Raw genomic sequence first — 25475 nt, 5'->3', positions numbered from 1 at the left:
TGAGTCTTTCTTCACACAACCGATATGTGAGAAAGCCTCAATCAATCTATGGCCACTTCGCGGGTTATTGGCAAGCTTTTCACATTTTAGAGCGAACCTGGCGATCCGCGCTCAATATCAAGCTCTTCTCTTGGAGCCTGACAGCGTTCTCATTGATCTCGGACTTGACCGCGAAACAGTTCGCAGGAAAGCAAACACACCTCTCTGGCGCCGGTCCTGACCTATCGAAGCTTCCAGTAGCGGAATTTGGCGCGCAGCAGCTTTTCCTGAAGTTTTCTCTTGGCCTTGAAACCCGGTCCGACGTTCAGATCAGAAGCACGCCATTTGCCCGATAAGAAGACATCGTCAAACTGCTGCATCACGCGCGGCGGCGCATAGTCAGCGGCCGCCGACTGTCCGAGAGCCGCATCCGCAGAGTTTGCCTCATAAGTGACCAGCAACCGTATCAAGTCCGCCCTGGTGCGGTACACCCACTCCTCGGCGGGGCTCATAGCCACGTGATTCTGGTCCATTCCGCCGGCCCAGGTGAAAACCGGCTTGCCATGAAACATGAATTCGGCATTTGCGAGCCCAAAGCTTTCACCGATTTTCTTGGCGTTTAGACCCGCATCACAGGCGGCAATAAAATCGGATTTTTGCTGAGAAGCGACGCGAGCCGGCAGAAACAGCGCCCGGTCATGTTCAACGAAGGGCATGGTGTTCAAGAACACAAAAAAGAGGTTTGATCGCTTTTCCAGCGCCTCCCGAACGGCCCTTTGCGCAAATTCGAGATTGAATTGGTCATAACCGCCATACCGTCCGACGACAAATGCATCCTCTGGGATCCCGGTTTCTTCGCGGAAATCAGAAGCTGGCGCCGGAAGATCAACAATATGCGGAACGTGCGGCGCTTGACCGCCGGTCATCCAGTCTGCAAGCCATTTGGACACATAGGCGTAGACATCGCCATGCGGATCAAAGTGCCGGAACACCGCGTGAACACCAACCCGCGTGGCTGCATCTTCTGGAACGGGGCCGAGCCCACCGTTGATGAAATAGCAAAAATCCAGCTTTTCAGCAGCTGCCGCGGCCCGAAAGCTCGCATTGTCTTCGTATGCGACGAGCTGCAGCTTGGAAGCGAATTTCGTCAAGACCTCGGGATTGCTCGACGTCTTGTCGTAAAAAACAAGCGCTTCGTGGCCAAGATGCTCCTGCACGCCGCAGGCATAATCGTAGACGGCAACGCTCATCCCGCGCTCATTGATCGCGCCGGCGTCAAATCCAACCCGCATAGCCTATCCTCAATCGCTGTGGGCTGCCGCCTTAGCGCAGTTCGCAGACAAGGTCCAGAAACCGGAGCAGGATCTCAATAAAACGGCGGGGAACGAAGCCCCGCCCCCGCTCCTAGTTTCTACAGCTGGTCCGCGGCGCTTTGATCGCCGTTTTCATTGTCCTCCGGCAAAGCTCCGGCTGCACCTGCGCCCGCCGCGGCTGCAGCTTTCAGTGCCTCTTTGCTGATGGCCGGTCTGCTGTTTTCTTCTTCCTCATCACCTGTTGCAACACGCACAGTGACCTGCTTATGCGCAAATTTGATGCCGTTCTTTTCAAACAGGTCCTGCAAGCCGGCATAAACGACCTTACGCAACTCGAACTGCTTGCCCGGCTTGGTCATGAACTTGACCCGGGCGATCATGGCCGAGTCCTCGAACGCCATGATACCTTGCGATTTGAGCGGCTGCAGGAACATCGGGCCATAATACTCGTCCGCCATGAGCTCCTGCCCGAAATTCTTGATGATCTTGCGCATCTTCTCGACATCGGTGTCGTAGGTCACGCGGAATGCCAGTTTCATCATGGCCCAGTCGCGGGAGAAGTTTTCCACGTGCTGAATTTCGCCGAACGGAATTGTCGTTAGCGCACCCCGGTGATGGCGCAACTGCATCGACCGGATCGAAATCTTTTCGACAACACCTTTGGCGGAGCCGATATCGATGTATTCCCCTTTACGGAATGCATCATCAAGCAGATAAAACGCTCCGGAAAAGATATCGCGGATCAGGGTCTGCGCTCCAAAACCAATAGCCAGACCTACAACACCGGCACCCGCGAAAAGCGGCCCGATATTCACCCCGAGTTCCGACAGGATTACCATTGCCGCGATCGCTACAATCGTAATCAGCAGGAAGTTTCGAAAAATCGGCAGCAGGGTTGCAATCCGGCTCTCGCCGGCCCCGCCGACCTCGGCTTCCTCGTCCTTCTCGGCCGGTGATTCCTTTGCAATCTGCTGATCAATCACAAGCTTAACAGCCTGATAGGCCATGTAGCCGAGAAAGCCGACCAACAGCACATCAATAATGCTGCTGATGAAGGACTGGTTGCCGGCCAAAGGGATGCCCCATGTCAGCGCCAAGAGATACGCAGCGGCAAACAGCACAAGAATCTTCGCGCCGTGGTCGAGAAGAGCCCGGAAGGGCGTGCGGTACGCCTCGCGGTCGGCAGCCTCGGCTTCTGCCTGTGCCGCCAACTCCTCCGCGTCCGGATCTTCGCCCTCCGTTTCCTCGGTGCGCATCATGTCGGCGGCGAGCGCCGCCTGCTTCTTCGGTGTGTCAAGCCGCGGCAGCAACAGCCGGTCAATCACCAAAATCAGCAGCCCGTAAATCAGCGCCGCGATCAGCATGACCTGTAGTGGAGCAACCACCAGGCCCGTTGCATCCGGCAAATCCAGCAGGATCCGGATCGACGAAATCGCAAAAGCGACAATGAAGTACACCACAGCGATGATATGCCATCCCTGCGCAAGGATGCGGCGCCACAATGGAAGTGCCTCGCCCGCGCTGTATTTGCCCATGAACAACCGGCCGATTACATGCCGGAAGGCGATGGCGATCCCGCTTAGAATCAGCATCGACAGAAAAGCGGCGCCAATCAGTGCCAGTTTATGTGGCTCTTCGGGAAGGCCGAGACGCTGCATCCAATTGCACACTGCCAAAACGGCTGCGGAGACAGCAGCTCCGACGATCAATGACCGGTACAGAGCGCGCGCCTCATGATCGCTTAAAGCAATGAGGCGGTGGCTGGCAGCGTCCGGTACAAGAATATTGAAAAAAACCATGCGCACGAACAGGAACAGCAACATGGCAGTCAGAACGACAATCGCTGTTTGACGCGGAGCTCCCTGCTCACCATTCAAAACCACCGAAACCAAACCGGCGACCACCACAAACACGACGAGCCCGCCGATCATCATCAAAGTTCGGACCAGAAGGTAGGATATCTTGTCTGCCCGGTAGAAAACGTCGTCTCGATAGAGATAGGCAAATTTCGGCCGGGCCCAACGGGCCAACAACCCCATCGCCAAAAAACCGGCTGCAATCGCCACTGCAATCCGGACCAGAGCCCCACCTATCCAGCTCAAACTGCTATCCGGACTTTGCGCCCGGAGCGTCGTCTCCATACTGGTCAGGAAAAACGGCAGGGCCTTGACAATGGCTTCAAATTCGTTGCGCGCGCTCATGGCCTGGTTCGAGACCATGTCGACATCCATCATCATGGAAGGCGTTTTCGTGGGCGGGTTTGAAGCCGGGTCTTCGCTTTTGGCGGCCGGTTCCGGCGCTGTTTCGGTTTTGTCGCCTTCAGCCGCCTGTATCAGAGACAAGGCGCCTTGCGCATTGGCATCATGACTGCCGAGCAATGGGCTCAAAACTGTTAGTAAAGCAACAATCGCAACAAGATGAGAAAAAGTCTTTTTTGAATTCACGCACGCCCATGCGCGCAAGAACCGTGGTGCCATGGTCCGATTCTCCGCAAGAAACCCCGCCACGGAATAACCACGTATCTCTCGCTGAGGAAAGGGGGCAATCACACCAAAACAACAGCCCCCAACGACAAGAGCCCGGGACAAAGCCCGGGTTCTCCAAATCTCATGGGCACGGCAGTTTGGTCAGTTCAGGACCACATTGCTCCAATGCGCCATTTTGCGTTTGGCATCGGCCACGGTCATGCGCTCAAAAGTCTTCATGGATTCCGTGCGCACTTCCGGCGAAAGGCGATGGCGCCAAGGACCAATGGATAGCAGAGCGCCAACCGTAATGGCGGAGAGGCCTGAGGCCTTCGCAATGATCAAGAACGGCTCCGGCTCGGCGCGTACCATCCAGTGACTTACCTCTTCCACACCGCAGCGGACGAGCCAGGCGAAAGCGGCAACCGCTTCAGGAAACCGGTCTTCAGAGGCGAACCGCCGCAGGGTCGCTTCGCTGACCATGCCGCGTTTTGCAAGCAGGAGCACGCGGCTGCGCGCAGTTTCGAAATCATACCGGCCGAGCCAATACTGGTTCGACATCCGTTGCTCGGCAATTTCTTGGGCTTCGTCCAGACGTGCTGCCTCAGAGCGGCGGCCTTTTGCATAAAGCTTTTTGCGCACTTCCTCACTGGCAACAGCCACAAGTGCCTTGATGTGCTTTTCGGCGAGATCGCCGCGGTCAGACAACGACATTTGCAAGGTGGCATCTGCAGCAGCATCGCCCACCAATGTCATCATGGAAGCGTCCGACAGGTTCGCACCAGTGTTCGAGGCCACCTTCCGCTTGACCCGCAAGTCGCCGCGGCGCACAAGCACGTCCGAGACTTCCTCAGAAATCACGTCGCGGTGGGCAATCGCGAAACGATGCGCATTGCCGGTGTTGGACGCGATACGGATGAGATCGGCATCGCGCAGGACAGTCGACCGTTTAAGCAGCGGTTCTGCGACTTCGATGGAATCTTCTGCAAGTTTGCGGATTGTCTCTTCCGGCCCCCGCCGCAGACCCGCCATTTGTTCGGCTACATATTGCCGGACTTCCTGCTCCACCATGTCGACGAGCCGGATGAGCACTGAGTCGTAGATATCGACCTGCTCGTCCGAACAGCGATCGGATGTGAGAGCAAACAGTGTCGCGACATGACGCGCAAGTTCGGCGCGGCGCGCGCTTCCAGCTTCCCCGGTCAGCTCCGAGAAGTTCACCAGTTCTGTTTTCAACGCTTCTGACATGAATCCTAACCCAAATGCGATCTCATCTGACGGGCAACATGCAGATCAGACTTAAAGAAGAAAAAAACGAGTGAAACCGGAATAAAATCATAGTTTCATAAAATTAGAGGAAAATCCGGGATCTTTCGCTTAAATACTTAATAGCCCCTTGAAATAACTTGCTAATCAGAAGCCATCCATCTCAGCTAAGGAGGCAAAAACAGCCACAAAATTCTTTCGGTAATTCTGTATTTTTTCATTTGAAAGGGAACATGCCGGGCTTTCACGAGGCTTGTGGTAACAGTTTTTGACCTCCCAACCGCGTTCGGATAGACAGCCCGGCGCCAGCTTCACTCGGCAACCCGGTTGTTCTGATTGTTGTACCGAAAGCGCCCGGCAGCGAGATCGCGGGCGAATTGCCCGGCTTCGTGCGAGCGGATTTGAGCGTGGCGCACGAGGTCGTCAAAATGCTTTGTAAACAGGCGCACATGGCTGGTGGCGGAAAAGGCCAAATAACGTTGACCGAGATAAACAGCAGCCCGTTTTTGTCCGAACACCGTAAAGGGTGCGGAATAACGGTCATGCGCGTCAAACAGATGGAGGCGCAGAGCCGGGTAGAACTGATCCAGCTGATCCGCCATCGCGAGGAGTTGCGCCTCGCGGTCCTGACTTGAAAGGCCCTGCCAGATCCCCTCGCCGCGTGCAAACGCTTCCAGGCTTTGAAAGGACACCGCGATTTCCATATCAGTTTCCGGCTGGGTGAGCAGCGCTTGCTGATCCCGTGAATCAGTGATCGCCTGGCCCGGTGTCCGATATGAAGTCGCTGCGTACTCGTAGGAAAGAACGTCCTCCGTCTTGAGAACATCCGGCAGGTTGGCGGGCACATGGCGGATTTTCGAGCCAGCAGCCTCCCTCTGCCAGGACAAGAGATGCTCGTCGACGGGATTGCGGTCCGTTTCAGCCACCTGCACGGCCCGGTCCAGAATCTCCGCTGCCGCCCCTTGATGTGCAGACAGCCCCAGCAACCAGTCGGAGGATACGCCGAGGCTGCTGGCAATGGCGGCAAGTGCCTGTCCGTTCGGAAGACGCGGCGCATCTTCAGACAAGAGCTGTGAGACAGTGGAGCGGTCCAGGTTCGCCAAGCGCGCCAGATCACTCCTGTTCAATTGTTTTTCGGTCAGCGCATGGGCCAGCCGTTCCCGGAACATATGCGCGCGGTCTCTTTTATCCATACTGACTTTTTGTCAGCACAGTTGACTAAAATCAACACAGGCAGTTGCAGCGGCATCCGAGCCACAAAAAACACATCGGCAAAATGCCGCATGATAATTACATCTATTTTTGATTATTTTTCAATGTATCTACAATTTACAAGAATTTATACAGAAAAAATCGATCTATATTTATTGAAGACATCAATTTCAAACAGTTTTAGACTCGATATTTGCGCAAAATATTATTTATGATTGCATCAACTAAATATGCAATTGGATTTGCGCATGGAACACTTTGGCCTAACGCAAGGTACCCGTCCAAACGTCACGCAGCAAAAGCTGCGGCTTCCGCCAGTGCCGCGGCAAAGCTTCGTCGATACACCTGGCTTTGACTACGCCAATTGGCGAACGAACACGGCCAGTGTCGGAATGGTGCAAGGGGCACCCCAAGTGGCTGTCATTGGTGCTGGCATATCCGGCCTCACAGCGGGACTTGAACTGGTCAGGTCCGGATGCCGCGTCGATCTTTTTGAAGCAACCGGGCGAATCGGAGGGAGGCTTTACTCCGCAAAGGGAAGTCCCAACTGGTCCCGGGACGTTTTCGAACTCGGCGCCATGCGTTTTCCGCCCACCGAGTTTCTGCTTGACCAGTATCTTCAGGAAATCCTGGGCCTCAAGCTGACCGACCTTCCGTTGTTTCCCGATCCAGGGGTTCTGAAAACATTCATTTGCTACAAGAATGAACAACCTCAAATCTGGGAGGGGGCAAACAGTCCGTTTCCGGCGGGGTTTGGCAAGGTACATACCGGCTGGCGTTCGCTGATGCAAAAAGGCGTCACCAGCATCCGCTCCGGCCAGCAGGTGCTGACGGCACCGCTCAAAATCCGCCGGATTCTCCAACAGGCCGCTTTTGCGCGCCAGGCAGGTTTGACGGACCAAGCAGCGCATTGGGAAATGCGCGCCCGCCAAGCCTGGCAAACATGGCTTGATACGTTTTCCACCACCTCTTTGGTCGAAGGGCTTTACCGGATCTTTGCCAGGCATGGCTCCAGCGACAATTGGGCTGTGCCCGGACAGTCAATCTGGACCTTCGAAGACGTCGGGCGGTTTGCCGAACTCGGGATTGGTTCCGGCGGCTTCGGCCCGATTTTCCCAGCCTCCTTTTTGGAGATCATCCGCCTGGTAATCAACGGACTGGTTGATTCCCAGCGGCAAATGCCCTGCGGCATAGAAGAGTTGGCAAAAGGGCTCGCTGCACGGTTTGAAGCTGAGGGCGGACACCTATTCCTGAACACACCCGTCTGCTCGATTGAGCCAACCGAACGCGGAAGTGTGCGGCTTGAAAGCCAGTTCAAAGGCCCCCTCAACGATGGGGCGCCTTATCAGCGTGTGGTACTTGCAACAACAACACGCGCCATGGAGCTTGGCACGAATGTCACGTCCTATTTTCCTGCGGGAGCTGCACAGATCGGGAAACCGGTCCTGCAAGCGGATGTCGCAGAAGCGGTGAAGACCGTTCAAGTCATTCCCTCAAATAAAATTGCAGTCCGAATCCGCAAATTCTGGAAGGACAACCCGGATGCGCCGCGCGTATTGCTCACGGACTCAGCGGTCAAGCAGATTTACACCCTAGATTATGGCGAGGACGACACCGCCGTTTGTTTTCTCAGCTACACTTGGCTCGCGGATGCCGTCAAGCTCCAGGCTGTTGGCAAATGTGCCGGCGAGATTTCCTTGAAAAAGCAGGCGGTTGAGACAATGCTTGGTGTCCTTCAGACCCAAATGGGACCGGAAGTTGCCGCTTGGTCGGAAAATCTGCGCCCGCTCAATGATGATTTCGACGAGAATGTCGCCTGCATCTGCTGGCAGGACGAGCCGTTCCAGCACGGTGCCTTTAAATTGTCGCCCCCCGGTCAGGACCCCTACATGCAGAGGCTGTTCTTCGACTATCAGAAAGCGGGAACAGAGCGAGACTCCGGAGTGTATCTGGCCGGCGACTGCATCGACTGGTCATCCGGCTGGATAGAAGCCGGTCTGCGGACCGCTCTAAACGCAGCAACCGCCGTGGTGCACTCACTCGGTGGATCGGTCCATACCGCAGACGGGCAGAGCCCTATGACCATTGACGCAGATGCCTTCGACTACGGCGGAAGCGGGCGCAGAGGCGCACGCCTTCATGCCGCTGAATAGCACTACATCATCCGATGATGCAGATCGATCATGATCCAAAGGCTTCCGCCCACCATGATGCAAATCAGAACGCCAGCAAAGGCGAGGAAGAACATGTTTTCGCCTGGCGTCGATTTGAAATTCATGTGCAAGAAGAAGACAAGATGCACCATGACCTGCAGCACGGCAGCAACCGCAATCACCACATAGGCGGCGGTTCCCGTGAGCAGCTCTGCCCACACAATGCCGAACGGGATCGCCGTTAGCACGACAGCTAGAAAAAAGCCGTTGAGATAGGTTGAGCGGCTCGGGATTTCGGAATGATCCATTGCGCTGTCTCCTACATCACGCCGGGCAGATAAACGACCGAGAAGATCCCGATCCAGACAATGTCGAGGAAGTGCCAGAACAAGCCGAGGCGAATGAGCCGCGAACGCACCGGCAGGGTAAGCCCCTTGGACAGCACCTGGCCGATCATCACAAAGATGCCTATCGATCCAAATGCCACATGAAGTCCGTGGGTCCCTACAAGCGTAAAGAAGGCAGACAGGAACCCGCTGACTTCAGGCCCCGCGCCCTTTTGTATCATTCCGTAAAACTCGACCAGTTCCATCGCCAGGAACCCGAGGCCGAGACCAACGGAAATAACAAGCCACTTCACCACCTGCCCTGCCCGGTCTTCGTGCATGGCAATCGTTGCGAATCCGAATGTCAGACTGGAAAGCAGCAACAAAGCCGTTTCACTGGCCGTGTGCCGCAAGTCGAACAGCTCCTTGGCCGTCGGGCCAGCCGCCGAGTTGTTGCTCAGAACCACATAGGTCGCGAACAAAAGAGCGAAGATGATGGCATCGGTCATCAGATAGACCCAAAAGCCAAACTCCCGAGCCTCTAGTGATTTTTGCTCTTCGTGCGCCAGAACGGCTTCTTGCTGGAGTGTGTTGGTCATTCAAGCACTCCCCGGCAGAATCGCGCCCGTGGCGGCACCGCGCGGGGCAAACTCGCGCATGTCGTGAAGGTCACCCGGCGCAATCGCCGCAAGCCTTGCGCCCTCGATCCGCGCTACTTCTGCGGCCGGCAATACGAACTCTGTATCGTCATCGCAGGCCCGGATACCCACGCATACCAGACTGGCCACGAAACACAGCGCTGCAAGCCACCAGATATACCAGACCATGGCAAATCCCAGCAGGAAGCCAAGAACGCCCATGACCGGTCCAAGCCAAGTGTTTTTCGGCATGACAATGTCTTCATAGCCAGACGGTGCCTGGTATGCCTGTCCGCGCAGCTTCATATCGTGGAAGGCATCAAGGTCGCGCACTTCCGGGATGACCGCGAAATTATACGGCGCTGGTGGCGATGACGTCGCCCATTCCAGCGTCCGGCCGTTCCAGGGATCCCCGGTCACATCCTTGGACGATCCCCACTCTTTCGCACTGACATAAAGCTGAATGCCGATGCAGATGATGCCGAACAGAACGAAGACCGCGCCAAGCGCCGCAACAATCAGATACGGTTGCCAATTCGGGTCCTGGTAGTGCTCCATTCGCCGGGTCATTCCCATGAAGCCGAGCACGTAAAGCGGCATGAACGCAAGATAGAATCCGATGATCCAACACCAGAACGACCGGATGCCCCACTTTTCGTTCAGCTTAAAGCCGAACGCTTTCGGAAACCAGTAGTTCATACCGGCGAAATAGCCGAACAAGGCTCCAGGGATCAGCATGTTGTGAAAATGCGCCACAAGGAAGGTGGAATTGTGCATCAGATAGTCTGCCGGTGGCAGCGCCAGCAGGACACCCGTCACCCCGCCGATCACAAACGTCACCATGAAGCCGATGGTGAACACCATCGCTGGGTGAAACTCAATCCGGCCCCGGTACATGGTGAAGAGCCAGTCGAAGATTTTGACGCCGGTCGGAACGGCGATGATCATCGTGGCGATGCCGAATACGGCATTCACATTCGCCGAAGATCCCATTGTAAAAAAGTGGTGCAGCCATACCGTAAACGACAGGATGGCGATGCAGGCAGTCGCATAGACCAGCGACGCATAACCAAACAGCCGCTTGCGTGAGAAGGTGGCGACAACTTCGGAAAAGATGCCGAAGGCCGGAAGGATCAGAATGTAGACCTCCGGATGCCCCCAGATCCACAACAGGTTGGCAAACATCATCATGTTGCCGCCATCGCCATTGGTAAAGAAGTGAAACCCGAGCGTGCGGTCCAGTGCCAGCTGGAGAGCAACCACAGTCAGAGCGGGGAACGCAAACGCCATCAGGATCGAAATACACAAAGCCGTCCAGGTGAATAGCGGCATCCGCATGTAAGTCATCCCCGGGCAACGGTTTTTTATTATCGTGACAATGAAGTTGATCCCGGTGAGCGTGCTGCCGACTCCACTGACCAAAAGCGCCCAGATCCAATAGTCAACGCCGACCCCGGGACTGTATTCAATGCCCGAATAGGGCGGATAGCCGGTCCAGCCCGCTTGCGAGAACTTGCCAACCACGAGCGAGACCAAAACAAGCGCAGCTCCCGCTGCTGTCATGAAAAAGCTGAAGGAGTTCAGAAAGGGAAAGGCAACATCCCGGGCGCCGATCTGCTGAGGAACAACAATGTTGATCAAGCCGGTCAGGAACGGCATGGCGACGAAAAAGATCATGATGGTGCCATGCGATGAGAAAATCTGCTCGAAGTGTTCAGGCGGCAGATATCCTTCATTGTTCAGCGCAATGGCCTGCTGGGCACGCATCATGATCGCGTCGACGAAGCCGCGTACCAGCATTACCAGAGCCAGCACGATATACATGATGCCGATTTTCTTGTGATCGACACTGGTCAGCCAGTCGAACCACAGCGCCTTCCACGCCTTGAGATAGGTGACAAGCAAAAAAGCCGCGATGCCGCCGCCCACAGTGACGGCCGCACCGCCCATCGCGACCCAGCTGTAAAACGGCAACGCGTCGATTGTCAGACGTCCGAGCATCAGGCAGCCCCCCGGCAAATCAGTTCGGCAGCTTCGCTTTCATAGGGGCCGACAACCGGCGCATATTTGCGAAGAATGATTTTGAATAGGCCCGGCTCATATGACGAATAGTAGGTCACCGGATCGGCAATGCTTTGTTTGTGCAATTCAACGTAGGTCGGAGCATCCAGCGTGGATGCTGAGGCTTTCACCTTGTCCGACCAGTCGGAAAAATCGCTCTCGGTCATGGCATGTGCCTGAAAATACTGGTCCGAGTATCCATCGCCCGAATACATCGTATTCCGCCCGGTAAAGACGCCCGGTTCATCTGCCAGCAAATTAAGTTCACTGCGCATCCCCGCCATGGCATAGATCTGGCCTCCTAGCGCCGGAATCATGAAAGAATTCATCACCGTATCGGAGGTAATTTCAACGCTGAGCGGGCGGTCCGCAGGAAAAGCGAGCTCGTTGACGCTGGCCACGCCCAGCTCGGGGTATATGAACAACCACTTCCAATCCAGCGCCACTGCTTGCACTTGAAAGGCGGGTTTGTCCGAGACAATCTTTTTGTAGGGATCGAGTTTGTGGGTGCCTTCCCAAAGCAGAAAACCGATGGCCACGACGATGATCGCCGGTACGGACCAAATAACGGTTTCGTATTTCCAGGATCCTTCCCAATCCGGCGCATAGGCGGCGGATTTGTTTTCGCGCCGGTAGCGGATCAAAAAGGCAATGGTCAGCACATAAACCGGGATCGCAACAATCATCATCAGCCAAAAGGCATCAAACAGAAGGTTGCGCTGCGCGAGCGCGATCGGCCCTTTGGGATAGAGGATCGGCGCGTCAGACAAGGCACAGCCGGACAAAGCGAGAAACAAGAACAGTGGGCCAACGCCACGTATCAAAGGCCGCAAAAACATAATGTGGGTCACAGGGCGCCACCTTTTCAGACAATCAATTTCCATTGTCACCGCAAAGCGTAACGGAGTCGTGACCGTATAAGAAGGCCCGATTTTGCAAAAACCGCGCGGTGCTCGTGCGGGCGGCGAAACACTGGAGCTGTAATATACGGTCCAAGGTGGAATGCGTGCGCCGCAAAAACGGCACCGACAGTGCCTCCTGTCACGTTGATGAGAGCCCGTTGCGCAAGAAGATGCGGTTCCGAAGAAAATGCATATCAATAATAAGCATTTTTTTTAAGACTCTTGGTCTCTCCTCTAGGGATGGGGAGATACGCATGCAAAAACTAAAAGACTTCACAGCATGGCTTTTTATTGATCCGGCGCACCCAACAATTGCGCTTGCGCAATACCGGGAGATGCGGCGGCAAATTCCACTTTTATATGCACTTCTCATTGTGAATGCCTGTGCGGTTGCCTACACCCACTACTCAATTGCACCCCACGCACTGGTACTGGGTGTGTTGATCCCCCTTGTGTCGATCAGCAGTTTCCGCATGATCACGTGGTTGCGCCGCAAGGATGTGCCGACAGATCCGGTCATAGTTATCCGGGAGCTCAGGCGGACGCTTTTTCTATCAGTTGTCCTTGGCGGATTTTATATCGCATGGTCGCTCGCGCTCGACTCCTATGGCGGCCCGATGCAACGTGGTCATGTCGCGCTGTTTATTGCGATAACGGTCGTCGGCTGCATCTTTTGCCTGATGTATCTTCCCCAGGCCGCCCTTGGCGTCATGGCGGTCGTGACCCTGCCCTACATGATGCATTACGTCAGCCAGGGTGAAGACGTCTACATCGCGATTGCCTTGAACATCCTCCTGGTCTGCCTGGTGATGATCACCGTGCTTCTGAACGGCTATACAGCCTTTACAAAGCTGATCCGGTCCCAAGCCGATCTGGCCGCGAAAAACGAAGAAACAGAACGTTTGAGTGCAGAAAACGCGCGGCTCGCGCACACTGATGCCCTGACAAACCTGCCGAACCGGCGGTATTTCTTCAACGAGGTCGATCGCCAGATTGAGCAGCATGCAGCCAACCAAAGCAGCTTTGCCGTTGGTGTGCTGGATCTGGACCGGTTCAAGCTCGTAAACGACACCTATGGGCACCAGTTTGGAGACATCCTTCTCACCATGGTTGGGGACAGGCTGAGAGAATTTGTGTCTGAAAAGGCCCAGGTGACCCGGCTCGGCGGCGATGAATTCGGTTTGCTCTATTTCGGCGCGCTGGACGAACTGGAAGCATTTGGCCAGAAGATTTGCACGGCGCTCTCCGCGCCCTATCAAATTGGCGAAACGCCGGTTGCGATCGGCTGCTCGTGCGGGCTCGCTATTTATCCGGACGCCGGTACCAATGGACCGGTCTTGTTCGATCGTTCGGACTACGCATTGTACAACTCGAAAACCAACCGGCGCGGTCAAAGCACTGTCTATTCATCAGCCCACGAAGCAACGATCAAATCGGAACGGGCCATTGAGAGCGCCTTGCAGCGCGCCGACCTAGACACCGAGTTTCAGGTATTTTTCCAACCGATCATTTGCCTGCGCAAGAATAGGATCAAGGGCTTTGAATCGCTGGCCCGCTGGAACAGCCCCAGCCTGGGGCCTGTGCCGCCGGCACGCTTCATTCCGGTTGCTGAACGGTGCGGGCAAATTCAGCGGCTTACGGTCTCGTTGTTCAACACTGCGCTCGACAGTCTGCTTCAGATGCCCGATTTACCTGTCCTGTCGTTCAATCTGTCGGCGCATGACATCAGCAATCCGGAGACCGTTGATGCGCTGTTGTCCGCGATCGGCCGACGGGTGATGGACCCGGAGCGGGTTTCGTTTGAAATCACGGAAACGGCGGTCATCGCTGACTATGAGACCGCAAACGCCTCCCTTCATCGGCTGCGCGAAGCAGGTGCCCGTATCGTGCTGGATGATTTCGGAACCGGGTATTCCAGCCTCGGCTATTTGCACCGCCTCCCGATTGACGGTGTAAAGGTCGACCGCAGCTTTGTATCTGCGTTGGGCGAAAGCGGTGGCCACAAGGTGGTCTCTTCGGTAATTGCCCTTTGCAATGCCATGAAGCTGTCTTGCGTGGTCGAGGGTGTTGAGGAAGAATGGCAGGCGATTGAGCTGCGCAAGCTTGGCTGTAGTCAGGTCCAGGGTTATTTCTTTGCCCGCCCCATGCCGGCTGCCAATGTGGTCGCAGACCTGAACGCATCCGGAGAAATTGCCGGACTGCCACTCGCCTTGCCACGGACACAAGCACGGTCCGCAAACGGATAATATTGGAAGGAAGCCTCGTGGCCGGAGGGACAAAGCGCCAAAAAGAGATGCGCAAAGCCCTGCGCGCCCTGCTGCCCAGAGTTCCCTTTTCAGATGCCGAAGACATCTTGGAACGGGCCCTTGCCGGCCATCTCCGGCATTTGCCGCCCTCCATTGCACTTTGGCAGGCAACGACGAGCCATATTCGCCACAATCATACAGACTACGACCTTCTGCTTGACGATGCCTATGACCGGGATGCAGCGCGTTTTTTCGTCGTAGACGACATGAATGACTGTCTTCGGGACTGGGGCTGCAACCGGCAGATCGAAGAAACCGAAGAAGATGTTGTTCCCGAATAGAACCTAGCCGCAGACCGCAACCAAAGATACCATAGATGCGTGCCCGCCATTCCAACATGAGGCATTCATCATGCGCTTTCGATTGTTTTTAAACCTTGCTTTTATGCTCCCTTTGATTGGCACAGCTCACGCGGCACAGAACCGGATCGACACAATCCGTCCGGACGCGCCCGAGCTGGCAAAACATGGAGACCACGGCGTTGGCCGGCTGACACTTGAGCTGACCAACCCGGATCAGATTGACATCCTCAACGTCGGGGATACCGGTGACCTGCCAATCTACGACCGCCGGTTGACCGTCGAGGTGTATTATCCTGCGCAACGGAACGCTGCCCCCACACCGATGGCGACCTTCTTGCGCGATGGCGAAACCGAAGTGGTTCTTCATGGCATATCCGCGGCCGGTGCGGAGCCGGACCGGACCGGCGCTCCCTACCCCCTGGTGCTGGTGTCGCACGGGTATCCCGGCAACAGGTTTTTGATGAGCCATCTTGCTGAAAATCTGGCATCAAAAGGTTATGTCACCGTATCGATAGACCACACAGATTCGACCTATCGCGATAAGGCGGCATTCGGATCCACACTGGTCAACCGGCCGCTTGATCAGATTTTTGTCCTCGATGAGTTGGAGCGCTTGAGCACGGAGGCAGGCGGCCCGCTCAATGGCCTGGTCGACACGGAAAGAACCGGCCTGATCGGCTATTCGATGGGAGGCTATGGCGCCTTGATTGCCGCAGGCGCTGGTGTGACTGACGTAGCCGTCGATTATGATTGGGGGGCGCCGGGAACCACGCTTGCCCGGCATCTTGCCGGATCAGACAGCCACGAGGCGCTGGTAGATGACCGGCTGGCAGCCATTGTTGCAATTGGTCCATGGGGCCGGGAGCGCGATTTTTGGAACGCGGATGGAATGGCAGGACTGCGCGTGCCGACACTGTTTGTGGCCGGTAGTGAAGACGACATCTCCGGCTACGAAGGCGGGATACGAAGACTTTGGGAAGAAGGCACGGGAGCTGACCGTCACCTGCTGACCTTTGTCAGCGCAAATCACAACGCTGCCGCTCCCATACCGGCACCGGCCGAATCCTATTTCTTTAGCGAGACGCTCGGCTGGTCTCCATTTGAACACTATGCCGATGCGGTCTGGGATTCGGTCCGGATGAACAACATCCTTCAACACTTCACGACGGCGTTCATGGATCTTCATATCAAGGGCGACACCGACAAGGCGGCCTATCTTGATCTGGTCCCGAAGGCGGAGGACGGCGTCCACGCCGTGTCAGAGGACGGTTTCCCGACCGACAGTCACACGTATTGGGCCGGGTTCGCCGACCGTACGGCCAAGGGGCTCAGGTTCGAAACACTGAGCAAAGACCAGAATGCAAAATGACAAAAGCAGGCCCGGTGGAGCAATGAACCGCCGGGCGCGCTCGGTCCTTCAAGGTTTGTAGATCCACTGTTCCGGCACATGCGCGGTCACGGTTTCGCCGGCTTTGATTTTGCCTGGAACTTCAATGAAACCAACCAGCCCGCGCAGCCGCCGCGCCACCTTTGGAAACAGAAGATCAAGCCCCTCCCGCCCCGGGACATGTTCGGCAATTGCGCCGCCGGCTATCCGGCAGGGGACATTGTCTCCGTCAACCCGGACAACCACACCTCCTTCGAAGACGAGACGTGTGCGCGGCGGGATCAAAGACAGTCTCACCAGGCCGCTGGTGACGATATTTGCGCCGATCCAGCCAGCTGCAAGTTTTGGGATCTTCATACGTTTTGCGATCTCGTCCATCTCTTCGATCGATAGGATCGAGACTTGGCGCTCATTGCACATTTCCGTCCCACGTGCATACCAAGGCTCCCGCCCGCCAGACCTGCGCGTAAAGCCTGCATGACGGTCCCCCGGGATGCCCTCAAAGGTCAAATCGAGACCTTCTACCGGTTTGGTTTGGAAGTCTTCCGGACTTAGCGTTTTGAGTACCTCCTCCACCTTTCCGGGCAGTTTTTGTCTCTTGGTAAAGTGGGCAGGTTCGATGTCTTCGTGTCCAAACAAGTCGGCCGGCATGAAAAAATCCTACTTCTGCGCGCATGAAGGTTGCACGGATGCTAATATGATCAAAGAATATCCGTAACCAATTGAAGGATAGATTTAAACTGTGAATGATAGCTTTTGCAGCGCCACAAGGAGAGCGGTTGTGTTGAAGCAGATCAAGGCGCTGTTGGGTCTTGCAATTGTGTTTGCGGCTTTCATGGGCACACCATCCGCCGAAGAGGCACTTTCGCCCCCGATCCATGTCCGGGTGGTGCAAGACAGCAACTTTCCGCCATTCATGATGAGTTCCCAAACAGGCGCCGCGGGGCTCTACGCCGCTTTGGTGCGGGAAGCCGGCACTTTGATGCCCAGCTTTGAGATCCATATCGATGCCGTTCCCTGGAAGCGGGCTCTTTTCCTCACGAGCACTTCTCAGGCGGATGTTTTGTCCGGCACCTACCACAAGCCGGCAGCGCGTCCCTGGATCGCACGCTACTCAAACCCGATGTTCAATGAGCGCGTCTTTGTCTACTGCCACAGGGATGCGCAGCCAGCAAGCAATGACTACCCCCTGGGTTTCAAGGGTTTGGTTTTTGGCAACAACACCGGTTATCAAACTCCCGGTCCGGTGTTTTTTGAGATGGTTGAACGCGGCGATATCATGCTTGAAGAAGACAGCGGCACCGCGTCAAACCTGCGAAAACTTCAGTCCCATCGCATCGATTGTTATGTTCAGGACGAAACCGCAGCCGACAGCATCATTGAGGCACGCGCTTATCACGCCATTCGAAAAATTGTTCCCGTAAGCGACGAAGCCGTTTTCTTAGGGTTGTCAGAACGCTTCAACGACCTTGCCGGAGAAGCATTTCTGACCGAGTTTCACCTGGCGTTGTCGGAGCTCAAGCGATCCGGACGGTATGACGAGATCATACGGCAAATCTATTCCAAAACTTCGACAAACTGAAAAAGCGGATCTTGCGATCCGCTTTTTTTGCGTCACTGGAGGGGCACTGTGCAGACCATCTGCGTGTGCGACGAATTGATGTAGCAATTCGGCGGCAGCGGGCCGGTCGGGATTGGATAGTAGTAGTAAGCAGGTTTGTTTGCGTTTGCCATCGCCGCACCCGTCGCAACACCAGCAGCATAGGCCGCCCCCGGATGGTAATAGGGACCGTAGGGCGGGTAGTACGGATGGTACGGGTGATAAGGGTGGTACGGATGATAAGCCCGGCACCGCGGATCTTGAGGTGCGTGATAGCAATAGGGTCCGTAAGGCTCAAACCCAACACCTTGGCGGGGTGGCGGCGCGCCCGCACCACGGTGTGGCAGCGGAGCTCCCGCACCATGGTGGCGCGGACCGGGACCCCGGTCAATAAACAGAGCAACATTGTCCGCCTGATCTGGCAAGGTGCCGCGCAAAAGCTTGATTTCATAAACCACGCTTGAGCCATCGACCGTGGAGGATATCAGCTCTACAAAGGCCGGAGCTTCATCGGTCTTCCCAAGGATGCTGACAGCGGCATTGGGCGGCTGATTGGCAAATCCATCTGGCGCCGTCCAGAACTGCGAGAACGAAGCCTTGTCCAATTGACCGGCAACCCGGTAGGGCCGGTCGCTGAAATACAGGATGGTCGGGGATGCATCGGTCAGGGTGAGCGTTGTCTGGCCATCATAGGTCATGCCGCCAGCTTGCTGGACATAATCATAGGTTGGCGGTGGTGTCGGATCCGCATTGGCCGGAACGGTTTGCTGAGCCAGAACGGCGGTTGAAGACAACCCGATCATGGCGGAGGCACAAAGGATGGATAATCGTCTCATGTTTCCACTCACTTCCTAACTTCGCGGCCGGTGTGGCTGCATCCTGTCTGTACTATTTCACAGTGTTTATGATCGCCATGTGATGCGAAACACAGGTTTCGCTGCAGCAGGAAGCTTAGATTAACCACACAAAGCGCCCGTTTCTGGTCCGATCGCATTAAATTTGCGTAAGGCATGCATCATGAGAGGCCAGTCCAATGCAGTTTCATTCCGTCCCGTTCCTGCTTGCATGTGTATTCGCCGCTGCTGCCAGCGGCGCAGCCAACGCGGGTGTCACCATTGAATTCAGCGAAAGCGCGCCAAAAGACCGATTTGAAATACGGAACGATAGCGGCTGTTCCACCGGGCCGTTTGAACTCCAGCTGGACCTGTCAGGCTCAGCGGGCAAGCTCATCTTCGACACCACCGGAAACGGCGCGGGTGTGAGCGTCTACCAGCCGTTCGAGCTGGTCAAGGGCCAGGAGCTGCTGCGGATCGATCGTATCCCTTCAGACGGCGATCAACGGATTGAAATGGCTGTAACTGATCTGAGGCCGGGCGCGATCGTGGAATTCACGATTGATGTTGACGACACACTGCCTGCAAGTGCGCTTGGGCAAACCCGGATCGACGGCTCTGAAATCGCAGGCGGACAGGTTTTTCTGTCTGCCAATGGCGCCCCGCCTGTGAATGGCGAATTCGGCACCGACGGCAAAGCCCTAGTCAACTTTGCGGGCTGCGTTTCGTAAAGGCTGACGTCAACACTTTGAACTAGCGCAGGATAAAGCGGAAAATCGGATCATCTGTTAAACTGGTCAGCCCGGCGACGATCTTGCGGGCGAAGTAGACAAGGTTCACCAGTTCCGCGAGCTGCACCGTTTGGCTTTCATCATCCAGCGGCAGATGGTCTCGCCAGTTATCGGCCACTGCCTCGACATCAGGGACGGGTTTACCGGATCGCGCAGCGTCAAAAGCCGCGACAAGCGCCGCTTCGAGATCATCCAGCAAGGGTTGATAACCGCTCAGTTCGTCGTTTTTGATCACGATGAAACGCGACTGGCAAAACAATGCCGTGTAATCCGCAAGCGTCTCCAGCGAAGCCAGAAACTCCCGGCTCTTAATGGTGGTTGCCGAAAGGACCACCTGCTCATCGCGAAAAGTGGACAGCTGGGCGGCAAAACTGCTCACATTCGCCACAAGAACCCGCCCGGCCTTGACCGAATTGGCCTCTTCCGCGGCGCGGGAACTGACCAAACGCTTCGCCTCGGACAACAGGCTTTCGAGCCCGGTCTTAATACGGGTATCGGTTTTGATCGGGAAGACTAGGATTGAAACCACGAAGCCGGCGGCCGCTCCAATTGCCGTGTCATAAACCCGTTCAAGCATTCCGGCGGTGCCAATCCCCGACACGAGGTGAAGACCTAAGACCGCGCAAAAGCCGATGATAATGGAGCCCGCCATATAACTCCGCTCCATTGCAATGAATATGAACATAAACGCCGCAAGCGCCAATGCGCCAAGGACATCAGGGGCCTGCTGCCAAAAAACAAATGCGCCAAAGGCTATGCCGACTCCGATGACAGTGCCGGCAACCCGCTCAATGGACCTGCGCAGAGTTTGCCCCAGGCTGTTGGACAAGACGAGGATCACCGTCATGGTCGTCCAGTAGGCATGCTTCAGGTCCAGGACGTGCCCAATGGCAACGGTAATCCCGGCAGCGAGCCCGCCCTGCAGCGCCAACCGCGCAGAGGGAGAAATGTGCGGAGCAGCTGATACGCCTCTGGGAAGCGGAATTCCTGCCTGCGCTGGCTCAACGTTTTCCGCGGTTGCAATGAGCGACAAACGTTTGAGCCCTTGATAAAGCCTCAGAAACCGGAACCGGTCCGTGCGTGATCGCTCACGGTTTTCGGGCAGCCACGCGGACTGCGACAGTTCGGGCAGTGCACCGCTGCGCTTCCCGCCTCGCGTGACAGTCACCACTTCCTTGATAGCTGCTTGAAACACTTCAGACGCCAAGAGCTCCGCGCGCGTGACTTCGGACAATTTCTCAAGCGCATCCATGACCACGGACAGAGCCAGGATCTGTTTTGATGAGCGGGACAGAATAATCGACGGTTCCGGCGTTTCGATCGCCCCTGCCCGTGCAGCGGACTCGACTGCCAGGGTTAGTTCGGACCTCTTTTCTTTCAGGGCGTGCAGGATCTGTGCCTGGCGGTCAGCACTTGGCACATCGCCCCGGGCGAGCGCGATGAGATTGTTTGCAAGGGCACGCCCTAAAGACCTCTCCACCAGCCGCAAAACCTTAATCGGAGACGGTCTTGGCAAAATGGCAACAAGGACGGATACCACGCAGACAGATACCAGCCCAGCAAGCGGAAACCAGACCGCCAAGTGCATGGGCGGATGAAGCCCGACAATCAGCAACCATGCAAGTGCCACCAAAATCCCCAGCCGTTCAAAAAACGGCCCGTAGCGGCGCAGGAAAAAGCCAAATGCGATAACGAACACCCAAAGGATCTGCAGGATCAGATCGTGACCGTCAGGCACAACGAGGCGAATCGGCACCGAAAGCGACAAAATTCCAGTGAAAACGGCGCCGTTGATCCAAAGATGTGCAAGTTCTATTGTTCGAGAAGCGGGCTGTGTGAAAACCTGCAACAAAAGCGCAACAACAGCGCAGACCACGCTCAAATCCGGGACCCGAAGTGCCGGAAGAAGCGCTCCAATATGCGTCCCCAGTACGCCCGCACCCATCATTCCGGCAACAAGCCGGAACCCACGAACGAGCCGCAAACCGCCCGGATCGAGCCCCTGTATTTTCCTCATTGCAACGCGAATGCTACTCAAAGTATGGCCGGTCCGGTTAGAACTGCGCCTGCGCGCAGGCTCTAGAAAGAAGAGAAAAGAAGTTGAGTATCAATTCCGAATTTTGACATGCCACAAAGACTTCGGTCCACTCTTTTTCTAAAAATCCACGATGTGGTGTAATAAGATCTTGATTTCATCGAAAAATGAGAAACTATACGGAATTGGCAACGCCAATCGGCGGCTGGAATGCGCAATGGGCTCTTGTCGAAATACAATTTTGCAGTCATGGCTGCAACATTCGCATATGGACAGGCCGCGCCGGTCACGGCCGAACCGGAAAGCGTCGTCCATTTCGTTCAAGATTCCGATTACCTGCCTTACATGGGAACCGGAAAAACCGGACCAACCGGCATTTACACCGACATTATGCGGGAAGCGGATCGCCGAATGCCGGGTTTCCGGTTCGAAATACACGCTGTTCCCTGGAAAAGGGCGCTTTATGAGGTTGAAACCGGCACGGCCGATGGCGTGATCGGAACTTACTATAAGGCCAAAGAAAGGCCGTATATCGCGGTCTTTTCAGAACCGTTCAACGACGAGGAAACCTTCGTTTATTGCAAAAAGGGGATCGCACAGCAGACCTGGCGATACCCGATGGACTTTGCGGACCTTGTCTTTGGCAACAACGCTTCGTTCCAAACACCGGGCCCGGAATTCTTCGATATGGTGCGCGCCGGTAAAATTGGCCTTGAAGAAGCGCTCGGAACCGACGAAAACCTTCGGAAACTCCAAAATGGGCGAATTGACTGCTACGTTCAGGATGGCGTTGCTACAGACGGATACATCGAAGCTCACGGCTATGATCAGATCGAACGGGTCAAACCGGTAAAGACAGAGCAAGCGTTTGTTGGGTTCTCGAAGGCGTTTGCAGACAAACAAGGCACTGATTTCATTCCCCAATTCAATGCTGTGATCCTTGCCATGAAACAGGACGGGACAATCAAGACCATCGTGCGGAGGCACCTTGGCGGCGGAAGCTAGGATGGCCAATGCGCTACCAGCCTTCAAAAAAAGCACTTTTGCAAGTTTAGGCTACAACTATTGAACAAAACTCTCGTGAAAATTGAAAAATACAATTAATCGGAAATTTACTTAGCGTAACTTACCTTTGGTTGCATAAACACTGGAGGTATACGCCATGTCGATCACCATCAATCTGAAAGATTATAGCGCGCTAAAACCCGCGAGTGGAACAGTCTGGATCACCGGCTGGATCAATGGGGGCGACAGCGCACAGTTCAAAGTTCTGCAAAGCAACGGCACATTTGAAGCTCCTCCGGCGGGCGGCGGTGTCCCGTTCCTGAAAGTTGATAGTCTCTCATCAATCACACTGGATGAGGCCACAAATGGCGCCAACCGGCTGATGTTTGTCGTTTCGCAAGACAAACCTGCCCCTCTATCCATCACAAATTTTTCGCCCAAACCCTACACTCAATATCCATATATGGCGGCTCCTGGCGTTGCGCCTGCCGGCCCATATGACATCTTCGAATTCGGCATGAACGCTGCCTTCGATCTGTCCGCGGTCAATGGTTTTGGGCTCAATCTCGGGTTTTCCGCAACCGGTCCGGACGGCGCGATGTACCGCTATGGCGTGCGTGAAACAGTCACCCGGAAACAAGTTCAAAGTGCATATTCCGCATTCATCGAAAATGAAAAGAAACACTTTGAGGGCGCGGAATATTTCAAGGAACTTCTCTACACCGGCGCTTTGCCTGGTAGCGGCTACACCCCCCCTATGATTGGTGACGAGTTCTTCGCGATTTGCGACCCCAACGACATGCTTGCCGCAAAGACCGCAAACTATGGCGGCACGACAACCGACCCATTGAGCACCTACTGGGACGACACTGTGACCGCCTTGTTCAAACACGGCAATATGGTCAGCATTGCGCTGGGAGCCGCCAACTATCTGGGCATTGCATTGGATACCAGTCGTTTATCCGCACCACCGGCGGTTCCTGCAAACTGCACATCCACCGCTTTCCAGTTCGATATCAAAGGCGAACACAAATACATTTTCCAACCCGAATCTGGGCTGAGAACCGCGGAATTCGTCTTCCGGCAATCTGGCTTCACAACGCCGGGATATGGTTCCGATCCCATTATCTCCCAGCTCCAGAACAACCTCATCGAGGCCATTTGCAGGGGCGTCGTTCTGGACGGCGTCAAGGACCCGAATGGCGCATCCACCAACAACGGCTTTAGCACAACGGCTTGGAACAATGACGCCAACTGGTACAAAGCCGGTTCAACATGCCACTATTACGCAAAATTCCTGCATTGCAGCGATACGGACGGAAAAGACTACCGGACTTCAAACACCCAGCCGATTTTCTACGGCGGGTCGGCCTATGGGTTCAGTATGGATGAAAACCCGGCAAACTGGCCTGCCAGCGCGGCTCAGGTTCCTTCAAAAACACCGTTCAACATCTCGTCCGGAACAGTTGATTTGTGGGTCGGCCCATATGAGAACCAAACCCACAAGCGGCCCAATACCGGCCAATATGCCTTCGGTTTTGGAACGGGGTGCGAAGCTTTGGCACCTGTAGTGATTGACGGCCAGACCTACAAGGCAAGCGGTGAAGGGGCCATAGGCGGCGTTCTACCCGACCTGCCGCACTGGACCAAGATGGAATTTCATGGACCAGGATCAGGGCATTACATTTGGATCAAGAACGGTCAGGTTGCCACCGGGGACTGCTTGTCTAAACCGGTCGAGCAACCCCAGAAAACACCGCATGTATTTGCCTGGCCAGCCGGAACGGATTGGAAACCGGGCGCAACGCCACCACAAAAGCCGTCGGCTTGACGTTCTGCGGCTGGTTCAGCCCATACGGATGACATGCGAGCATATCCCGGAGCGCAACTCCGGGGTATGGCCTGAAACGCAAGCCAGCGAGAGCTGCTAGTCATCAACCATTAAATTTAGATCCGCCCGGACCGGCGCATGATCGGACCCTGACAACGGACCGACAGCACAACCGGTTTCGACAATGTCCCCCCGCAGCAGAATATGATCGAGAGGCAGGCCAAGACCGGGCGTCGTGCTCAACCAGGTTGGTCTGAGGAACCCGCCGCAATCGACGCGTTCAAGACCAGTAGAGCGCAAAAGACGCTTGAACAATGGGGACCACGGCGTCGCGTTGAAGTCGCCGGCAACAATGACTGGCCCATCGGCCGCGTCCAGCTCAACCGAGAGTCTTGCAAGAATAGCCTCTTGTTGATCATAAAAACGCGGGCTCAGCGGCGGCAAAGGATGAAGAGCAAAGACTGAAAAACAAGTGCGCAGGCCGTCTGGACAATACCGTGCGCGGACAATCTCAGCAGGATTCCGGCCGACCTTGACCAACGTCTGTTCTTTGGGTGGCCAGGCTGACAGGATCACCGTTGACGGCTGGCCGGGACCGGCAAGGTTGGGGCGCCCGGCAAGATAAGGAAGGTGCAGAAGTGCCAAGCGATTGGCGTTCGAGGCATGTGCCGGAAGTTCAGTCAGAATTGCCAGATCTGCGCTTTGCATGTTTGCCCGCTGCTCCAGAGCGTTCAGCGCTTGAGCCGATCCGAACAGATTTGCCGCAACCACGGATATCGTAGGCCCTGCAGAAAAATGCTCCCCGGCCTTTGCATGCCAGGTGACCGAACCTGAAATCTGCCAGAATGCATAGCAGGCGCACAAGGCCGACAATGCTGCCCGCCGCGGTGCTCTAAGGACAGCAAAAACAGCTGCAAACCCCACACCTGCAAGGAGCGCTTGCACTTGGAAATGGGAAAACAAATCCATAGGCCAGCCCAAGGACCCCGCTGCTGCGATGCCGACGCAACAGACAAAAACGGTCAAAGCACCATTTAAAAAGACTTGCATGAAGCTCCTGAGCACGAAAA

General features: G+C 55.6%; 20 protein-coding genes. 8 read left to right on the top strand and 12 right to left on the bottom strand.

From position 1 onward, the window contains the following. Positions 1 to 221: 221 nt before the first annotated feature. The 4 genes from JM93_RS05485 to JM93_RS05470 form a co-directional block, all read right to left on the bottom strand. The gene (locus JM93_RS05485; RefSeq protein ID WP_145341186.1) at positions 222 to 1271 is read right to left on the bottom strand and encodes a glycosyltransferase family protein; all 1050 of its coding nucleotides are present in this window, start codon (positions 1269 to 1271) and stop codon (positions 222 to 224) included. Positions 1272 to 1390: 119 nt separating this feature from the next. Beyond that, complete coding sequence (locus JM93_RS05480; protein WP_145341185.1) at positions 1391 to 3769, bottom strand: mechanosensitive ion channel family protein; 2379 nt, start codon at positions 3767 to 3769, stop codon at positions 1391 to 1393. A 150-nt stretch (positions 3770 to 3919) separates the two neighbouring features. Continuing rightward, on the bottom strand, positions 3920 to 5005 hold the full coding sequence (locus tag JM93_RS05475; RefSeq protein WP_145341184.1) for a DUF2336 domain-containing protein: 1086 nt from the start codon (positions 5003 to 5005) through the stop codon (positions 3920 to 3922). 329 nt (positions 5006 to 5334) lie between these two features. Beyond that, positions 5335 to 6216 (bottom strand): helix-turn-helix domain-containing protein, encoded by an 882-nt coding sequence (locus JM93_RS05470; protein WP_145341183.1) that lies wholly within the window; start codon positions 6214 to 6216, stop codon positions 5335 to 5337. 267 nt (positions 6217 to 6483) lie between these two features. Here JM93_RS05470 and JM93_RS05465 point away from each other — a divergent pair, with 267 nt between their 5' ends. Next, positions 6484 to 8388 carry a flavin monoamine oxidase family protein gene (locus JM93_RS05465; protein ID WP_170230543.1) on the top strand — a complete coding sequence of 635 codons (1905 nt, stop codon included), beginning with the start codon at positions 6484 to 6486 and terminating at the stop codon, positions 8386 to 8388. 2 nt (positions 8389 to 8390) lie between these two features. Here the strand turns inward: JM93_RS05465 and cyoD are convergent, their stop codons facing one another. From cyoD to cyoA, 4 genes are read right to left on the bottom strand one after another with little or no spacing between them, the layout of a single operon-like run. Next, positions 8391 to 8696, bottom strand: coding sequence for a cytochrome o ubiquinol oxidase subunit IV (gene cyoD, locus JM93_RS05460; protein ID WP_145341181.1), 306 nt, complete (start codon positions 8694 to 8696; stop codon positions 8391 to 8393). An 11-nt stretch (positions 8697 to 8707) separates the two neighbouring features. Next, positions 8708 to 9313 (bottom strand): cytochrome o ubiquinol oxidase subunit III, encoded by a 606-nt coding sequence (gene cyoC, locus JM93_RS05455; protein WP_145341180.1) that lies wholly within the window; start codon positions 9311 to 9313, stop codon positions 8708 to 8710. Continuing rightward, on the bottom strand, positions 9314 to 11353 hold the full coding sequence (cyoB, locus tag JM93_RS05450; RefSeq protein ID WP_145341179.1) for a cytochrome o ubiquinol oxidase subunit I: 2040 nt from the start codon (positions 11351 to 11353) through the stop codon (positions 9314 to 9316). It lies immediately after the preceding gene. Beyond that, positions 11353 to 12264 (bottom strand): ubiquinol oxidase subunit II, encoded by a 912-nt coding sequence (cyoA, locus tag JM93_RS05445; RefSeq protein WP_244300766.1) that lies wholly within the window; start codon positions 12262 to 12264, stop codon positions 11353 to 11355. The genes cyoB and cyoA overlap by 1 nt, the downstream gene beginning before the upstream one ends. A 305-nt stretch (positions 12265 to 12569) precedes the next feature. Here cyoA and JM93_RS05440 point away from each other — a divergent pair, with 305 nt between their 5' ends. From JM93_RS05440 to JM93_RS05430, 3 genes are all read left to right on the top strand, one after another. Beyond that, on the top strand, positions 12570 to 14561 hold the full coding sequence (locus JM93_RS05440) for a putative bifunctional diguanylate cyclase/phosphodiesterase (protein WP_145341178.1): 1992 nt from the start codon (positions 12570 to 12572) through the stop codon (positions 14559 to 14561). A gap of 17 nt (positions 14562 to 14578) precedes the next feature. Then, on the top strand, positions 14579 to 14902 hold the full coding sequence (locus tag JM93_RS05435; RefSeq protein WP_145341177.1) for a DUF2293 domain-containing protein: 324 nt from the start codon (positions 14579 to 14581) through the stop codon (positions 14900 to 14902). Between the two features lie 70 nt (positions 14903 to 14972). Beyond that, entirely contained in the window at positions 14973 to 16292 is a 1320-nt protein-coding gene (locus JM93_RS05430; protein WP_145341176.1) for an alpha/beta hydrolase family protein, read from the top strand. A 48-nt stretch (positions 16293 to 16340) separates the two neighbouring features. Here the strand turns inward: JM93_RS05430 and JM93_RS05425 are convergent, their stop codons facing one another. After that, positions 16341 to 16961: an MOSC domain-containing protein gene (locus JM93_RS05425; RefSeq protein ID WP_145341175.1), complete on the bottom strand. Its 621-nt coding sequence runs from the start codon at positions 16959 to 16961 to the stop codon at positions 16341 to 16343. A gap of 130 nt (positions 16962 to 17091) precedes the next feature. Here JM93_RS05425 and JM93_RS05420 point away from each other — a divergent pair, with 130 nt between their 5' ends. Next, positions 17092 to 17892, top strand: coding sequence for a substrate-binding periplasmic protein (locus JM93_RS05420; RefSeq protein WP_145341174.1), 801 nt, complete (start codon positions 17092 to 17094; stop codon positions 17890 to 17892). A gap of 32 nt (positions 17893 to 17924) precedes the next feature. Here JM93_RS05420 and JM93_RS05415 read toward each other — a convergent pair whose 3' ends face one another. Then, the gene (locus tag JM93_RS05415; RefSeq protein ID WP_145341173.1) at positions 17925 to 18746 is read right to left on the bottom strand and encodes a hypothetical protein; all 822 of its coding nucleotides are present in this window, start codon (positions 18744 to 18746) and stop codon (positions 17925 to 17927) included. 197 nt (positions 18747 to 18943) lie between these two features. On the opposite strand from JM93_RS05415, the gene JM93_RS05410 reads away from it, so the two are divergent. Continuing rightward, positions 18944 to 19474, top strand: a complete 531-nt coding sequence (locus JM93_RS05410; protein ID WP_145341172.1) for an aggregation factor core — start codon at positions 18944 to 18946, stop codon at positions 19472 to 19474. A 22-nt stretch (positions 19475 to 19496) separates the two neighbouring features. Here JM93_RS05410 and JM93_RS05405 read toward each other — a convergent pair whose 3' ends face one another. Then, the gene (locus JM93_RS05405) at positions 19497 to 21551 is read right to left on the bottom strand and encodes an FUSC family protein (protein WP_145341171.1); all 2055 of its coding nucleotides are present in this window, start codon (positions 21549 to 21551) and stop codon (positions 19497 to 19499) included. 228 nt (positions 21552 to 21779) lie between these two features. Here JM93_RS05405 and JM93_RS05400 point away from each other — a divergent pair, with 228 nt between their 5' ends. Continuing rightward, complete coding sequence (locus JM93_RS05400) at positions 21780 to 22574, top strand: substrate-binding periplasmic protein (RefSeq protein ID WP_145341170.1); 795 nt, start codon at positions 21780 to 21782, stop codon at positions 22572 to 22574. Between the two features lie 157 nt (positions 22575 to 22731). Continuing rightward, on the top strand, positions 22732 to 24405 hold the full coding sequence (locus tag JM93_RS05395; protein ID WP_145341169.1) for a hypothetical protein: 1674 nt from the start codon (positions 22732 to 22734) through the stop codon (positions 24403 to 24405). 96 nt (positions 24406 to 24501) lie between these two features. Here JM93_RS05395 and JM93_RS05390 read toward each other — a convergent pair whose 3' ends face one another. After that, positions 24502 to 25374, bottom strand: a complete 873-nt coding sequence (locus JM93_RS05390) for an endonuclease/exonuclease/phosphatase family protein (protein ID WP_145341168.1) — start codon at positions 25372 to 25374, stop codon at positions 24502 to 24504. Positions 25375 to 25475: the final 101 nt, after the last annotated feature.

The sequence above is a fragment of the Roseibium hamelinense genome, from assembly GCF_007830545.1.
Classification (GTDB): Bacteria; Pseudomonadota; Alphaproteobacteria; order Rhizobiales; family Stappiaceae; genus Roseibium; species Roseibium hamelinense.
The sequence above is the reverse complement of the archived record's forward strand: the minus strand, read 5'-3'. Positions and strand labels throughout refer to the sequence as shown.